Source organism: Komagataeibacter europaeus (assembly GCF_002173515.1).
In the GTDB taxonomy this organism is placed as follows: Bacteria; Pseudomonadota; Alphaproteobacteria; order Acetobacterales; family Acetobacteraceae; genus Komagataeibacter; species Komagataeibacter europaeus.
In genome coordinates, this window is record NZ_CP021467.1 from 2,637,508 (window position 1) to 2,653,323 (window position 15,816).

The window sequence follows — 15,816 nt, forward strand, 5'->3', positions numbered from 1 at the left end:
TGGGTATGGGCAAGTTCGCATCAGCCGGGACCAAGGCCGCGGATAGGGATGTTTGGCAGGCCGGTTTCCCCGGATCGGGGGCAGGCACGAAAATGTCAGTATGCGCGGCAAGCAGACCTGATCCTGATGAATGATGGCGGCATCCCGGCAGGGGTGCGGCTAGGGTAGCGATACAAATCGGGCTGGTGAACGTTGCATGCCGGACCCGACAATAGCGCGGCCAAAAAAGGCCGCCAGCGAGGAGATGTCTTCAATATGGCGGGCGTAGATATTCTTTCGACCGCATTCAGCGGCGCCAATACGGCCTATCTGGCCGAATTGTATGCGCGCTGGGTGGCCGATCCCAACAGCGTCGATCCTTCCTTTGCCTCCCTGTTCCAGGAACTGCACGAGGACGGGCCGGAAATCGTTCATGATGCGGAAGGGGCGTCGTGGGCGCCACGGCCGCACATCATCACCGGTGATGAACCCCTGCCCCTGCCGAATGGCAAGGCGGCGGGTGTAACGGCCGAAGGGCTGCGGGCCGCGGCGGATGACAGCCTGCGCGCGACACAGCTGATCCGGGCGTTCCGCGTGCGTGGCCACCTTGAGGCCCGGCTGGACCCGCTGGGCCTGCAGGTGCCCCAGCCCCATGCCGACCTTGACCCCGCGACCTATGGCTTCGGCCCCAAGGATCTTGATCGCCCGATCTACCTTGGCCACACCGTCGCCAGCCTGATCGGAACCGACACCGCGACCATCAACCAGGTGCTCGATGCCCTGCGCTCGGTCTATTGCGGGCCGATCGGCGCCGAGTTCATGCACATCCAGGATCCCGAGCAGCGCATGTGGGTGCAGGCGCGGCTGGAAGGTGACAACTGGCGCAAGGGCGCAAGCCCCGAGCAGAAGAAGGTCATCCTGCAGCAGCTGACCGAAGCGGAAGGCTTCGAGTCCTTCTGCCAGAAGCGTTATGTCGGCACCAAGCGCTTCGGCCTTGAGGGCGAGGACGTGACCATTCCCGCGCTGCACGCGATCATTGATCAGGCGGCACAGGGCGGCGTGCGCTCGGTCGCCATCGGCATGCCGCACCGTGGCCGCCTGAACACGCTGGTCAACATCGTGCGCAAGCCCTACACCGCCATCTTCAGCGAATTCGCCGGTGCGTCCTTCAAGCCGGACGACGTGCAGGGGTCGGGCGATGTGAAATACCATCTCGGCACCTCCACCGATGTCGAGATCGGCGGCACTCCGGTCCATATCTCGCTCCAGCCCAACCCCTCGCATCTCGAGGCGGTGGACCCGGTCGTGATCGGCAAGGTCCGCGCGACGCAGGATGATGACGATCCCCACCAGCGCGGCCGCCACATGGGCCTGCTGCTGCATGGTGACGCCGCGTTCGCCGGTCAGGGCATCGTGTATGAAACGCTGGCCATGTCGCAGCTGATCGGCTACCGCACCGGCGGCACGATCCACGTCGTGGTCAACAACCAGATCGGCTTCACCACCGTTTCGGTCCATTCCTTCTCCGGCCTTTACTGCACGGACGTGGCCAAGGCGGTGCAGGCCCCGATCCTGCATGTGAACGGTGACGAGCCGGAAGCGGTGATCTACTGCTCCCGCCTTGCGGCTGAATTCCGCCAGAAGTTCGCATCCGACGTGGTGCTGGACATCGTGGGCTACCGCCGCCATGGCCATAACGAGTCCGATGAGCCGTCCTTCACCCAGCCCACCATGTACAAGGCCATTGCCGCGCGTCCGACCATCCGCACGCTGTATTCCGACCGTCTGGTGCGCGAAGGTGTCGTGACCGAGGCGGAGGTCACGGCCGAATGGGATGGTTTCCATAACAAGCTGGAAGAAGCCTATCAGGCCGCCCAGGGCTACAAGCCCAACAAGGCGGACTGGCTGGAAGGCGCATGGCAGGGGCTGAAGCCGCCGCCGGTGGACGCCACCCGCCCCGCGCCGGAAACCGGTGTCGCCATTGACCGGCTGAAGGAAGTGGGCGCGGCGCTGGCGCATGTGCCCGATGACTTCAACGCCAATTCCAAGATCGTCCGGCAGCTCAAGGCCAAGGCCAAGATGTTCGAGACGGGCGTGGGCATCGACTGGGCCACGGGTGAGGCGCTGGGCTTCGGCACGCTGCTGCTGGACAAGCACCATGTCCGCCTGTCGGGCGAGGACTGCCAGCGCGGCACCTTCAGCCAGCGTCACGCGGTGCTGATCGACCAGATCAACCAGAACACCTATGTGCCGCTGAACAACATCGCCAAGGACCAGGCCGCGATCGAGATCTACAACTCGCTGCTGTCCGAATTCGGGGTGCTCGGGTTCGAATACGGCTATTCGCTGGCCGATCCGAACGCGCTGGTGCTGTGGGAAGCGCAGTTCGGTGACTTCGCCAACGGTGCGCAGGTCATCATCGACCAGTTCATCGCATCGGGCGAGACCAAGTGGCTGCGCATGTCCGGCCTGGTCATGCTGCTGCCGCACGGGTACGAAGGGCAGGGGCCGGAACATTCCTCCGCCCGTCTGGAGCGTTATCTCCAGCTCTGCGCGGAAAACAACATGCGCGTGTGCAACCTGACCACGCCGGCCAACTACTATCACGCCCTGCGTCGCCAGCTGTTCCTGGATTACCGCAAGCCGCTGATCATCATGACGCCGAAATCCCTGCTGCGTAACAAGCTGGCGGTATCGGACCTGAAGGATTTCGGTCCGGGCACGCGCTTCCTGCCGGTCATTGGCGAAATCGACCAGATCGCGGCCCCCGCCAAGGTGGACCGCGTGGTGATCTGTTCGGGCAAGGTCTATTACGACCTGCTGACCGAACGCCGTGAGCGCAAGCTGGATAACGTCGCCATCATCCGGCTGGAACAGTTCTATCCCTTCCCCGAAAAGCTGCTGGCGGAAGAACTGGCCCGCTACCCGCAGGCCAAGGTGATCTGGTGCCAGGAAGAGCCGGAAAACATGGGTGGATGGAACTTTGTCGATCGCCTGATCGAAGGCGTGCTGACATCGGTAGGCCACAAGAGCACACGGCCGACCTATGTCGGGCGCGTGGCGGCGGCCAGCCCCGCCACGGGTCTTGCGAAGGTCCACGTTGCCGAGCAGACAGCGCTGGTGAACAAGGCGCTGGGCGTCAGTGCCTGAGGGGCACGCGTTTTACGCATGAAGGATACGGGAACGGCGTCTGGGCCGTTCCCATGAATAACGATAAGGCCGCCCGGACGCACGAGTGGGGCGCCAGGGTGGCCAAGGGATTGGGAAACAAAAGATGTCTGCCGATATCAAGGTACCGACACTGGGCGAAAGTGTTACCACAGCAACCGTTGCAAAATGGCTGAAGCATCCGGGCGATGCCGTGAACGAAGACGATCCGTTGGTGGAACTGGAAACCGACAAGGTCAGCGTGGAAGTCCCGGCACCGCAGGCGGGCGTGCTTGGTCCGCTGCTGGTCCCCGAAGGTGAGGAAGTCGAGGTCGGCACCGTGCTGTCCACCATCGAGGCCGGAAGCGGCGCGGCCCCGAAGGCCGCTGCCGCCCCCGCGCCGAAGAAGGAAGCCGCCCCCGCGGGCGTGCAGGCCCAGCCTGCCGCCAGCGGTCCGGTCGCCCGTCCGGCAACCCCGCCGTCCGATGTCGCGGCACAGGGGGCGGCAGCCGTGGCGTTCCCCAGCGCGCGCAAGATGATGACCGAACAGGGCGTGTCCGCAGCACAGGTCGGCACGGGTACTGGCAAGGATGGCCGCATCACCAAGGGTGACGTGCAGTCGTTCCTGTCGCAGCCGCGTGCTGCCCAGCCTGCCGCCGCCGCCCGCCCGCCGCGTCAGGATGACCCGCGTGAGGAACGCGTGAAGATGACGCGCCTGCGCCGCACCATCGCCCGTCGCCTGAAGGATGCGCAGAACACCGCCGCCCTGCTGACCACCTTCAACGAAGTGGACATGTCGGCGGTGATGCAGATGCGCGCCGAATACAAGGAACTGTTCATCAAGAAGCATAACGGCGTGAAACTGGGCTTCATGTCCATCTTCAGCCGTGCGGTGATTGCGGCGCTGCAGGAATTCCCCGCCATCAATGCCGAAATCGACGGCGATGACGTGATCTACCGTGAGTTCGTCAACCTCGGCATTGCCGTGGGCGGCCCCAACGGGCTGGTCGTGCCCGTGATCCGCGATGCGGATAAGATGAGCTTCGCCCAGATCGAAAGCTCCATCGCAGGCTTTGGCAAGAAGGCGCGCGAAGGCACGCTGAAGATCGATGAACTGTCGGGCGGCACGTTCTCCATCACCAATGGCGGCATTTATGGCTCGCTCATGTCCACGCCCATCATCAACGCGCCGCAGTCGGCCATCCTGGGCATGCACGCCATCCAGGACCGCCCGGTTGCGGTGAACGGGCAGGTTGTGATCCGCCCGATGATGTATATCGCCCTGACCTACGATCACCGGATCGTGGATGGCAAGGAAGCGGTCAGCTTCCTTGTGCGGGTCAAGCAGAACGTGGAAGACCCGCGCCGTCTGCTGCTGCAGGTCTGATGCCTGCCGGGGCCGTGCCCATGCGCGGCCCCTACGCGCAACCGCATAGCAAGCAGGACTGAATAGACATGACAATCGACATCAAGGTGCCCACGCTGGGCGAAAGTGTGACCACGGCGACCGTTTCAAAGTGGCTGAAACAGCCCGGTGACGCCGTGAACGCGGATGAACCGATCGCCGAACTGGAAACCGACAAGGTCAGCGTGGAAGTCCCCGCCCCGCAGGCAGGCGTACTGGGCGCGCACGCGGTCAAGGAAGGTGATGAGGTCGAGGTCGGCACCGTTCTGACCACCCTGACCCCCGGCGCAGGCGGCCAGAAGGCGGCGCCCGCCGCCAAACCGGCCCAGCCCGCGCCGACTGCCGCGGCCCCTGCCGCCGCGCCCACGCCCAAGGCCGTCGCCGAAGCCCCGGCCGAGACGGATTACGATGTGATCGTGATCGGTGCCGGTCCCGGTGGTTATGTATGCGCCATCCGTGCGGCCCAGCTTGGTTTCAAGGTGGCGTGCGTGGAAAAGCGTGCGACGCTGGGGGGCACCTGCCTCAATGTTGGCTGTATCCCGTCCAAGGCGCTGCTGCAGCAGTCCGAAAACTTCCATGCCGCCAAGGATGAATATGGCGAGATGGGCATCATCATCGACAGCGTGAAGCTGGACTTGGCGAAGATGATGGCGCGCAAGCAGTCCGTGGTCGACGCCAACGTGAAGGGCGTGGAGTTCCTGTTCAAGAAGAACAAGATCACCTGGCTCAAGGGCACAGGCAAGGTCGAGGGCACGGGCCGTATCACGGTTGATGGCAAGCCGGTCACGGCCAAGCATATCGTGATCGCCAGCGGCAGCGACAGCGCAGGCCTGCCGGGCGTGGATGTTGATGAAAAGCAGATCGTCACCTCCACCGGCGCGCTTGAACTTTCCGCTGTTCCCAAGAAGATGGTCGTGATCGGCGGTGGCGTGATCGGGCTTGAACTGGGCAGCGTATGGCACCGGCTGGGCGCGGACGTGACGGTCATCGAATACCTCGACCGTCTGGTGCCGGGCACGGATAACGAAGTGGCCAAAACCTTCCAGCGCATCCTGACCAAGCAGGGCCTGAAGATGAAGCTGGGCCACAAGGTGACCAAGGCGGAAAAATCCGCCAAGGGTGTCACCCTGACCGTGGAACCCGCGCAGGGCGGGACGGCGGAAACGCTGGAAGCCGACGTGGTTCTGCTGGCCATTGGCCGTACGGCGGCCAGCAAGGGCTTCGGGCTGGAGGAAGCCGGTATCGAACTGGACAAGCGCGGTCGTATCGTGACCGATGCGCATTACGCCACCAGCGTGCCCGGCATTTATGCGATTGGTGACGTGATTGCAGGCCCGATGCTGGCGCACAAGGCCGAGGAAGAAGGTGTTGCCGTGGCCGAACTGCTGGCCGGTCAGGCAGGCCATGTCAATTATGGCGCCATTCCTGCCGTGGTTTACACATGGCCGGAAGTCGCGACTGTTGGCAAGACCGAAGAAAACCTGAAGGAAGAAGGTGTTTCCTACAAGGTTGGCAAATTCCCCTTCACCGCCAACGGCCGCGCCCGCGCCATCGGCATGACGGACGGGTTTGTGAAGGTTCTGGCCGATTCCACCACCGACCAGGTGCTGGGCGTGCATATCATTGGCCCGATGGCGGGCGAACTGATTGCCGAATGCACCATGGCGATCGAGTTCGGCGCATCGTCGGAAGACATCGCGCGCACCTGCCACGCCCACCCCACGTTGAGCGAGGCGGTCAAGGAAGCGGCGCTGGATGTAGACAAGCGCGCCATCCATATCTGAACCGGCGCACCAAACACAAAACCCACCCGGCAGGTTCGTTGCCGGGTGGGTTTTTTATTTGTAGAAAATGATTCTGTTTAAATGCAGTTATTCAGGATTACTTTTATTTGTAATAATGCAGAAGACGCAGCATCAATGTGGATGGCTGGTTGATATAAGCAGTTTCAGCCGCGCGACATCATAAAAATAATAAAAGTTTCTGGGTGCTGTCTTTTTTCAAAAAGGCGCCTTTCTGACGAAGCTTTTTGCAAAAAGCTGCATCAAAAACGTCTTCATGCGCTCGTGGGGGTCGGGTTCCACGCATCTTCACGCGTGATGCGGATCAGTTCCGTGGCGGAAACCGCGCGCGAGATGAAGAAGCCCTGCACATAGTCCACGCCCAGCGCGCGCACGGTATCAAATTCTTCCTGTGTTTCCACGCCTTCCACCGTCACGGCCAGATTGTAGCCATGACCAAGCTTGATGAGGGAGGCCAGCAGGCTGCGTGCCTTGTTATCCGATCCGATATTGCGCACCAGGCAACGGTCCAGCTTCAGCGACTGCAGCGGCAGTTCCCGCAGCGTGGACAGGCGCACCGTGCCGTAGCCGAAATTATCCATGGCCAGCCCGAACCCGTCTTCCGCCAGTCCGCACAGGCGCAGGCGGCTTTTTTCCGCACGTCGGCCCTGCAGCATCTGTTCGGTGACTTCCAGCATGAAGGTGCTGGGGTCAAGGTTGAGCTGCCGGATCTCGCTGAACAGGTCGATCTGCTGTTCAAGGTTCAGCAGGTCCAGATGCGACAGGTTGACCGCCAGCCGCAGGCTGGGCAGCCCCGCTTCCTTCCATTTCTGGATATCATCGTGGAAGGACTGCACCAGATGCGTTTCCATGATCTGGGCCAGCGCCGAATCCGCGAATACATCGGTAAACGCACCGGCGGACAGCAACCCGCGTTCGGGATGGTGCCAGCGCATCAGGGCTTCCGCCTGTTCGATCCGGCCGGTACGGGCGTTCAGTATGGGCTGGTAGTAAACCTCGAACTGTTTTTCCGCGACACCCTGCCGGGCTTCCGCCAGGATCTTGGCGCGTTCCATCGTGGTCTTGTGCAGGCTGGGCGTAAACATGCGCGCCTGCTTGCCGCCCGCCTGCTTGGCGGCATAGACCGCGACATCGGCGTTCTTCTGCAAGGCTTCCAGCGATTCCTCGCCAGTGATGGGGGTGGCCCCGATACTGCCGGAAATGCGCACGGTGGCGCTGTCCAGCATGATCGGTTCTTCCAGCAGGTTCTGGATCTTGTTCAGGATGGTCTGCAGCGGCATAATCTTCAGGCTGTGATGAAGGATCACCGCGAACTCATCCCCGCCCAGACGGCTTATCGTGTCCTGCGACCCGATCAGTTCGATCAGGCGCGTCGCAATGGTCTTGAGTACCTCATCCCCCGCATGGTGGCCGTGTATGTCATTGACCGGCTTGAACCCGTCAAGGTCGAACATCACCAGCACCTGCGGGTCGGCATTGCGGCGTTTGCTCGCTTCCACGGCGGTAATAAGGCTGGCGTTGAACCCCCCGCGGTTCAGCAGGCCGGTCATCACGTCGGTCGCGGCCTGTTTTTTCAGCCGCACCTTCGTGTTCATAAGCTCGGTAATTTCAAAACGGGTCGCGACAAACCCGCTTATGTCCCCATCTGCGTTCTTGCGGGGAATGATGGTGGTCGCCACCCAGTAATGGCTGCCATCCTTGGCGCGGTTGCACAGGTTGCCATGCCATGTCTGGCCCGAATACAGGGTCCGGTACATGTCCCGGAAAAAAGCCTTGTTATGCTCCCCCGAATTCAGGATGCGATGGGTGTGGCCCAGCAGTTCTTCGCGGGAGTACTGGCTGATCTTGCAGAATTTGTCGTTGACGTAGGTAATGACCCCCTTGCGGTCGGTCACGGCGACAATAAGGACATTATCAACCACGTCCGCCCAGAAGTCGGCATCTTCATGCGTTAGGGCGCGAAGCCTGTTATCATGGTATGCGGACATTCTGGTACCTCGGATACGGAGCAGGAAACGGGGAATTACCTGTAAGCAGTCTAGGGTTATTTCTTCTTGTCGGAAACATTTTTGGCGGAAGGCGTGGTCGGCATGATTTCACGGATTGTCTTGTGCTGCCTGACCCATTTTTCCAGGTCATCGGGGGCCAGCGGCTTGGCGAACAGATAGCCCTGCATCACATCGCAGTTCAGTTCCTCCAGCAGGCGCCACTGCTGTTCCGTCTCGACCCCTTCGGTCACCACCGTCATGCCCAGGCGCGACCCGATGCCGATCACCGCCATGGTCACCGCCTGCGCGTTGGTGTCATGCTCGAATTCATTGATGAAACTGCGGTCGATCTTGATTTCCGTCAGTGGCAGGCGCGTCAGACGCGACAGCGACGAATACCCCGTGCCGAAATCATCCATCGACAGGCCACAGCCAAGGTTGCGGATGGACTGCAGCACTTCCTCGGTATCGCGGCTGTTGTCCATCATCACGCTTTCGGTGATTTCCACCGTCAGGCGCGCGGGCTTGAGATCATGGTCCTTCAGCAGGGCCGCGATGTGCTCGGGCAGTGCGCGGTTGCGGAAATGCACCGCCGACAGGTTCACGGCCACGGTGGGGACATGGATGCCGTCGCGATCCCATTTTACGATCTGGCGGCACGCTTCCAGCAGCGACCACCGGCCGATGGCCTCGATCTGGCCGGTTTCCTCCGCCACCGCGATGAAGCGGGAGGGATAGATGTTGCCCAGCGTCGGATGGTGCCAGCGCGACAGGGCCTCCACCCCGCTGAGTTCGAGCGTATGCGTGCGCACCTGCGGCTGGTAATGCAGGTTGAGCATGCCCTTTGCCAGCGAATCACGCAGCGCGGAGCCAAGCACCAGCCGGTCCTGCGCCACCTGGTTCTTTTCCAGGTTGGCGAAGCGGAAGGTGCCGCGCCCGTTTTCCTTGGCCTGCCGCAGCGCCACATCCGCCGTGCTGAGCAGGGACTCACTATCCGGTCCGTTGTCGGGATAGGTGCTGATGCCGATCGAGCAGGAAATCGTCAGCGTGTTTTGCCCGATCTGCATGGGCTTGGCGATGGTGGCCAGCAGGCGTTCGGCAAACTCCGTGGCTTCCTTGGTGGGGCAGTTGGGCACGACCACCACGAATTCATCCCCGCCGGAACGGCTGATGACATACCCGTCCAGTGCGATGGCGCGGATACGGGCCGCGATCTCGACCAGAAACTGGTCGGCATAGACATGGCCCAGCGCGTCGTTGATATCGCGGAAACGGTCGATATCGAGCATGAAGATGGCGAACTGGCGGTTGCCATCCTGCTTGTTGATCATGCTCTCGATCACCTTGTGGACCGACGAACGGTTGAGCAGCCCGGTCAGGCTGTCAAAATTGGCAAGATGGGAAATATGTTCCTGCGTCGCATTCTGCTCGAACGCCAGCGCACAGAAGGGAATGCATGAATCAACAATGCGCTGCGGCCATGTATTGCGGCCCTGGTCCTCACGCGCATACAGGGCGAAAATGCCCTTGACCTGGCCCGAACGCGTGCAGACCGGCGTGCAGAAACACTGCTGCAGCCCCAGCGAGATACCAAGCGAACGGTAGCTGTCCCATACCAGCCGCGTGGCGTAGTTGGGATCCACCCGCAGCTTTTCCAGTTCGGAAGAGGAAATGTACAGGCTTTCTAGCGACGTCCGGTACCGCTTCGGCAGGGTGGGGCTGGACAGCACGCGCAACTGCCCATCAGCGGTGATGAGCATGAGGACCGCCACCGTGCCGGGCACGAAGCTTTCCACCCGGCGGCACAGCAGGTCGGCCACGTCCTGTATCATCATGTCGCTGGCCAGTGCCTGCAGCACGTCATTCTGCAGGATCAGGATCTTGCGCTGCTGGCTTTCATTGGTGACGTTCTTCATCACCCCCATGAAGAAGACGCGCTTGTCATGCGTGACGACCTTCGACAGCGACAGTTCACCGCATATGTATTCCCCATTGCTGCGGGTGAATTCCACTTCCCGCGATGTGCCGACAATCCGGTCCTGGCCGCTGGCGCGGCTGCGGTTCACGAACGCGTCATGCCCGCTGCGTTGCTGCGCGGGCACCAGCACGTTCACGTTCTGGCCAAGCACGTCCTTCCTGTCCAGGCCCCACAGGTTTTCCGCAGCGCTATTGAAAAAGATGACATGGTTCTGGTCATCAATAATAACGGTTGCGTCTATGGCCTGTTCCAGTGCCGAAATAAGGACTTCAGCGCTCAGGTTAGGCTTGGACATTGAATTACCTCGCAAAAGGGACAAGGGCAGCCCGTCGCCGCAAGCCGTGCGGACCGGGGGTCATAAAGTGATGGAACGGTTTGGTCACGCCGCTGGCCGGACATGCCATCATACATATCAAGGCAGGCAGGACGGTGGTAGCAGTGGGCAAGCGGATATCATATGAACGAAGGACATATATCCCGCATTATATGAAATAATGTTTATTCTGAATTTATATAAAAAAGAACCATAGCGCATGATCATGACCAAACCGGGTGGTCTATATACCTCATCCTGTCGCGCTGATCCATCTGGTCATTTATCTAAAATGCGTATCTTTACCTGACCGGCCTGTCGGGCGCGCAGGTCTTGCCACCGCAGCCCGAACACCCGCCACAGCCCCCGCCGGTGCGCGGGGTCGCGTGCCGGTCGGCGTAGCGGATCAGGACAGGCGGGGCATGGGCATGCCGCAGCATGGTCGCCGCCTGCCGCCACCCCTTCTGCGCCAGCAGGGGAAACAGCCGGCCCGTCCAGTACAGGGCACACGCCCCGACCAGCCCGCAGGCCAGCAGCGTCTGGAACAGCGTTGCGAGGTGCATCAGAACATCCGTGCGATATGGTAGGTCAGGAATGCCGCCACGTAGGCCAGGGCGAACAGGTAGCCCGCCGCCAGCGCCACCACCCGCCATGACGCGGTTTCGCGCCGGATGACCGCAAGGGTCGCGACGCATTGCGGCGCATACACATACCATGCCAGCAGCGACAGTGCGGTGGCCATGCTCCAGTGCGTCGGCAGCATCTGCCCAAGCTGTATGGCCGCCTGATCCGTATCCGTGCCGGAACCAAGCGAATAGACCGTGGCCAGCGCGCCCACCGCGACCTCACGCGCGGCAAGGCCGGGGATCAGGGCGACGCAGATCTGCCAGTTGAAGCCCAGCGGCGCGAAGATCGGCATCATCAGGTGGCCGATCCGGCCTGCAAGGCTCCAGTCGATGGCCGGTCCCGGCGCGCCCGGTGGCGGGGCGGGAAAGCTGGACAGCCCCCACAGCAACACCGTGAGCGAGACAATGGTCGTGCCCACGCGCATGAGGAATATGCGCGCCCGTTCCCACAGCCCCAGCGCCAGGTCACGCGGATTGGGCAGCCGGTAGGCGGGCAGTTCCATAAGCAGGGTAGCTTCCTGACGGTCGGGGTTGCGCCAGCGCAGCACGCGCGCCACCACGACGGCCGACACGATGCCCAGCGCATACAGCCCGAACAGGACAAGCCCCTGCAGGTTCAGGAACCCGGCAATGTTGCGATGGGGAATGAACGCCCCGATCAGCAGCGTATAGACCGGCAGCCGGTCCAGCAGGAACGCGGCGCGGGGCAGGTACCCCGATTCCTCAAGCACCAGTATCCATGCAAACAGGATCAGGATCTGCGGCAGGAACGTCACGACGCTGCCCGCCCCCGCGATTACGCCATCCACGATCAGGCTGCGCAGCACGCCATCGGGCAGTAATTGCCCGACCTGCTGGCCCAGCCAGCCCATGCCCGCGTCAATTCCGTCCATCAGGGGCTGCGCCCACGCGAAAACCGCCTGGAACATGAAGAACAGCAGCACGATCAGGATGACCGGTCCCCACACCGGGTGCAGCACCCAGCGGTCCAGCCGTTCTTCCACCCGGTCGGACAGGGGGGTGGAATGGGTCACGCAGTCCGACAGGATCTGGCGCACCATCGCATGCAGGTCCGTGCCGGCGGGCAGCGGGACGGGGACTGGCGGCGGCGCGCCATCAAGCCGGTCCAGCAGGCTGCGTGCCCCGTCGCGCCGGATGCCCACCGTCGGCACCACCGGCATGCCGATTTCGGCCTGCAGGCGCGGCAGGTCGATTTCCATGCCGTTGCGCTGTGCTGCGTCAATCATGTTCAGTGCCAGCACCACCGGGCGGCCAAGGGCGCGCATTTCCAGCACGAAGCGCAGGTGCAGCCGCAGGTTCGTCGCATCGGCAACACAGACCAGCAGGTCGGGCGCGGCCTCCCCCCGGTAGGTTCCGGCGCAGACGTCGCGGGTTACGGCCTCGTCGGGGCTGGTGGCGTTCAGGCTGTAGGCGCCGGGCAGGTCCAGCAGGCGCACGGTGCGGCCCGCGGGCGTGGTGAACCAGCCTTCCTTGCGTTCCACCGTGGCGCCAGCGTAATTGGCCACTTTCTGCCGGCTGCCGGTCAGCAGGTTGAACAGCGCCGTCTTGCCGCAGTTCGGGTTGCCCACCAGCGCGATGTTGAGGGCCGTCATGCCTGCACCCCCGCAGTGTGTACGTTCACGCGGGCTGCTTCCGTGCGGCGCAGGGCAAAGCGTGTAAAGCCGATGCGCACCGCCAGCGGGTCGCCCCCCAGGGGGGCTGTCGCGACAATGCGCACCGCCTCACCCGGCACGAAGCCGAGTTCACGCAGTCTCTGGGCCACGGGGTCGGTGCTGCCGTGGTCATCAACGCTGTCAATCACGGCGTCGGTTCCGCGTGGCAGGTCACTCAGTCGCATAAGGCGATATTATCCGGACAATAGAAGTAAGTGATAATTATTATTAAATACTGGTGGAAATGTTGTCCATCATGTTTGTTCCGATACCTGCGCCATGGCGGGTACGGGTATGTTCGTGGCGCATGTAACGCCAGGGAAGCCGTGCGCCGCTGCGTGAGCGCGTGTCGCCATACCTCTGGCCATGGGTGATGGGCCGCCTGTCAGGACAGGGTTCCCGCCGTGGACAGCACATGGAAGAACGTGCCCGATACATGCCCGCGTCGTGCGCCGCCGGCGCCACGGTCCATGCCATAGCCATCATGCAGGCTGGCCAGCGGCGCGTCCGGGCCGGGATCGGTGACCGTGGCGTAATGGAATTCATGCCCACGCAATACTGTGCCCACGGCCCCGATGGCGCAGTCATGGCGCAGGGTGGCGCTACGGTATCCAAGATTCATGCGGCGCCTGGCAAAGGACGTGGCATGTCCCAGCAGGCCGGTCATGCGATGGGTCTCGCCCGCCTTGTCCGTCAGGCTTTCCCCCAGCACCATGAAGCCGCCGCATTCCCCATGTACCGGCCGGGTCTGCGCGAACCGTGCCAGCGCATGGCGGAAATGCCCTGCCGCCGCCAGTTGTCCGGCGTGCAGTTCGGGATAACCGCCGGGCAGCCAGCAGGCATCGCATCTGTCATCCGGGCCTTCGTCATCAAGGGGGGAAAAGGGATGGATCTCTGCCCCCGCGCTGCGCCAGCCCGCCACGACATGCGCGTAAAGGAAGGAAAAGGCCGCATCATTCGCCACCGCGATCCGTTGTCCCGGTGGGGGCAGGGCGATGGTTGCAGGTGCCACGGGGTCGATATGCGGCGGCAGGGCGCAGGCCAGTATGGCGTCCAGGTCAAGGTCGCGTTCCGCCTGTGCCGCCAGCCGCGCCGCCAGTTCGTCCAGGCCGCCATGCTCACGCGCCTGCACCAGTCCCAGATGGCGTTCGGGCATCTGCAACTGCGTATCGCGCCCGAACGCGCCCAGCACCGGTATGCCCGTGGCGGTAATGGCCTGTGTCGCCATGGCGGCATGGCGGGGGGAGCCGACGCGGTTCAGGATGACGCCTGCGATCCGGACCGTGGGATCCAGCGTGGCGAAGCCCAGCGCGGTGGCCGCCGCCGACTGCCCCTGCCCGGAAATATCCAGCACCAGTATGACCGGCAGCCCAAAGCGCGCGGCAATATCCGCTGGCGCGCCACGGGCGCCACAGGGGTCCATAAGCCCGTCAAACAGCCCCATGGAGGCCTCGGTCACCAGTATCTCGCAGTCCAGGCAGGCCTGCGCCATGACATCATCCAGCAGCGCGGGCGGCATGGCCCAGCTATCCAGATTGAGGCTGGAACGCCCGGTCAGTGCTTCATGAAAGGCGGGGTCGATATAATCCGGCCCGGTCTTGGCCCCGCGCACCCCAACGCCCCGGCGGCGCAGGGCGGCCAGCAGGGCCAGCGTCAGCGTGGTCTTGCCGCCGCCTGATCGGGGCGCGGCTATCATCAGCCCTCGTGTCATCGTGTCCGTTCCTGCTAGACCGTGGTGAGCGGAGCCACCTTATTACCCCGTAGGGAAAGAAGATCACCCAGATGGAGCGTACCCATACCAGCCTGCGCCGGGGATGGACCACAGGCAGTTGCGCCACCGCCGCCGCCCGTGCCGCGTGGAATGGGCTGTGCGGGGACGAATTTCCCGATCCGGTGACCATCACCCTGCCCGGCGGGCAGTCCGTGGCCTTTGCGCTGGCCGCCCACGGGCATGAAGGCGATGGCGCATGGGCGGCGGTGGTGAAGGATGCGGGCGATGACCCGGACGTGACCCACGGCGCGCATGTGCGCGTGGATGTGTGCCGTGGCCCGCCGGGCAGCGGCGTGGTGTTTCAGGCGGGTGATGGCGTGGGGACCGTGACCCTGCCCGGCCTGCCCATTCCGCCGGGTGAACCTGCCATCAACCCCGTGCCCCGCCACATGATCCGCACCGCCCTGCATGACGTGGCGGGGCGGGAGCCGGATGTGGTGGTGACGGTGTCCATCGCGGGGGGACGGGACATGGCGCGGCATACGCTCAATGGTCGCCTGGGGATTGTTGGCGGCCTGTCCATTCTGGGCACGACGGGCATTGTCGTGCCGTTTTCCTGTGCCGCGTGGATCGACAGCATCCATCGTGGCGTGGACGTGGCGCGCGCGCTGGACCTGCCGCATGTGGCGGGCTGCACGGGTGATGTGTCGGAACGCGCCACGCGGGCACTGTACGGCCTGCCGGAAGAAGCCATGCTGGAAATGGGGGATTTTGCCGGTGGCCTGCTGAAATACCTGCGCCGTCATCCGGTGGGCCGCGTGACCATTGGCGGCGGCGTGGCCAAGATGACCAAGCTGGCGCAGGGGTTTCTTGACCTGCATTCCCGCCGCGGGCAGGCGGACATGACCCGTCTGGCGGATCTTGCGCGCGATATCGCGGCCCCCGACGCGGTGGTGGCGGCCATTGCGCAGGCCCATTCCGTCGCCGCTGCCTTCGCGCTGGCGCAGCAGGCGGGATTTCCCCTTGGCCCGGCGGTGGCGCGTGGGGCATGGGCATGTGCGCGGGATGTTCTGGCAGGATGCGACTGCATGCTGGATGTGCTGCTGTTCGATCGCGCAGGTCTGCTTGTTGCCCGGTATGGTCCTTCGCCAGTCTAGAATAATGCTTTGATAAAAATAAGAGTTTTTGGGTGCT

10 protein-coding genes are annotated in these 15,816 nt (G+C 63.2%); 4 read left to right on the forward strand and 6 right to left on the reverse strand.

The window, feature by feature from the left end; genetic code table 11:
- Window positions 1-255 precede the first annotated feature (255 nt).
- The 3 genes from S101446_RS12220 (at window position 256) to lpdA (ending at window position 6,315) form a co-directional block, all read left to right on the forward strand.
- Window positions 256-3,129, forward strand: a complete 2,874-nt coding sequence (locus tag S101446_RS12220) for a 2-oxoglutarate dehydrogenase E1 component (RefSeq protein WP_010509213.1) — start codon at window positions 256-258, stop codon at window positions 3,127-3,129.
- Window positions 3,130-3,253: 124 nt separating this feature from the next.
- Window positions 3,254-4,513 carry a 2-oxoglutarate dehydrogenase complex dihydrolipoyllysine-residue succinyltransferase gene (gene odhB / locus S101446_RS12225; protein ID WP_010509215.1) on the forward strand — a complete coding sequence of 420 codons (1,260 nt, stop codon included), beginning with the start codon at window positions 3,254-3,256 and terminating at the stop codon, window positions 4,511-4,513.
- A gap of 68 nt (window positions 4,514-4,581) precedes the next feature.
- Entirely contained in the window at window positions 4,582-6,315 is a 1,734-nt protein-coding gene (lpdA, locus tag S101446_RS12230; protein ID WP_087608455.1) for a dihydrolipoyl dehydrogenase, read from the forward strand.
- Window positions 6,316-6,587: 272 nt separating this feature from the next.
- Here the strand turns inward: lpdA and S101446_RS12235 are convergent, their stop codons facing one another.
- The 6 genes from S101446_RS12235 to S101446_RS12260 all read right to left on the reverse strand — a co-directional run bounded on the left by S101446_RS12235 (window position 6,588) and on the right by S101446_RS12260 (window position 14,622).
- Window positions 6,588-8,321, reverse strand: a complete 1,734-nt coding sequence (locus S101446_RS12235) for a putative bifunctional diguanylate cyclase/phosphodiesterase (RefSeq protein ID WP_087608456.1) — start codon at window positions 8,319-8,321, stop codon at window positions 6,588-6,590.
- Window positions 8,322-8,377: 56 nt separating this feature from the next.
- Entirely contained in the window at window positions 8,378-10,594 is a 2,217-nt protein-coding gene (locus S101446_RS12240; protein ID WP_087608457.1) for an EAL domain-containing protein, read from the reverse strand.
- A 320-nt stretch (window positions 10,595-10,914) separates the two neighbouring features.
- Window positions 10,915-11,175 carry a DUF6587 family protein gene (locus S101446_RS12245; RefSeq protein ID WP_087608458.1) on the reverse strand — a complete coding sequence of 87 codons (261 nt, stop codon included), beginning with the start codon at window positions 11,173-11,175 and terminating at the stop codon, window positions 10,915-10,917.
- Window positions 11,175-12,851: a ferrous iron transporter B gene (gene feoB / locus S101446_RS12250; RefSeq protein WP_087608459.1), complete on the reverse strand. Its 1,677-nt coding sequence runs from the start codon at window positions 12,849-12,851 to the stop codon at window positions 11,175-11,177. Before feoB ends, S101446_RS12245 begins: the two co-directional genes overlap by 1 nt.
- Window positions 12,848-13,096, reverse strand: coding sequence for a FeoA family protein (locus S101446_RS12255; protein ID WP_010508194.1), 249 nt, complete (start codon window positions 13,094-13,096; stop codon window positions 12,848-12,850). Before S101446_RS12255 ends, feoB begins: the two co-directional genes overlap by 4 nt.
- 200 nt (window positions 13,097-13,296) lie before the next feature.
- Entirely contained in the window at window positions 13,297-14,622 is a 1,326-nt protein-coding gene (locus S101446_RS12260) for a cobyrinate a,c-diamide synthase (RefSeq protein ID WP_244184224.1), read from the reverse strand.
- Window positions 14,623-14,693: 71 nt separating this feature from the next.
- Here S101446_RS12260 and S101446_RS12265 point away from each other — a divergent pair, with 71 nt between their 5' ends.
- Complete coding sequence (locus S101446_RS12265) at window positions 14,694-15,779, forward strand: cobalt-precorrin-5B (C(1))-methyltransferase (RefSeq protein ID WP_087608461.1); 1,086 nt, start codon at window positions 14,694-14,696, stop codon at window positions 15,777-15,779.
- Window positions 15,780-15,816: the final 37 nt, after the last annotated feature.

Excerpts from the sequence above, each read along its gene's own strand:
- S101446_RS12220 (WP_010509213.1), top strand. The coding sequence starts at position 256 with ATGGCGGGCGTAGATATTCTTTCGACCGCATTCAGCGGCGCCAATACG.
- odhB (WP_010509215.1), top strand. The coding sequence starts at position 3,254 with ATGTCTGCCGATATCAAGGTACCGACACTGGGCGAAAGTGTTACCACA.
- lpdA (WP_087608455.1), top strand. The coding sequence starts at position 4,582 with ATGACAATCGACATCAAGGTGCCCACGCTGGGCGAAAGTGTGACCACG.
- S101446_RS12235 (WP_087608456.1), bottom strand. The coding sequence starts at position 8,321 with ATGTCCGCATACCATGATAACAGGCTTCGCGCCCTAACGCATGAAGAT.
- S101446_RS12240 (WP_087608457.1), bottom strand. The coding sequence starts at position 10,594 with ATGTCCAAGCCTAACCTGAGCGCTGAAGTCCTTATTTCGGCACTGGAA.
- S101446_RS12245 (WP_087608458.1), bottom strand. The coding sequence starts at position 11,175 with ATGCACCTCGCAACGCTGTTCCAGACGCTGCTGGCCTGCGGGCTGGTC.
- feoB (WP_087608459.1), bottom strand. The coding sequence starts at position 12,851 with ATGACGGCCCTCAACATCGCGCTGGTGGGCAACCCGAACTGCGGCAAG.
- S101446_RS12255 (WP_010508194.1), bottom strand. The coding sequence starts at position 13,096 with ATGCGACTGAGTGACCTGCCACGCGGAACCGACGCCGTGATTGACAGC.
- S101446_RS12260 (WP_244184224.1), bottom strand. The coding sequence starts at position 14,622 with ATGACACGAGGGCTGATGATAGCCGCGCCCCGATCAGGCGGCGGCAAG.
- S101446_RS12265 (WP_087608461.1), top strand. The coding sequence starts at position 14,694 with ATGGAGCGTACCCATACCAGCCTGCGCCGGGGATGGACCACAGGCAGT.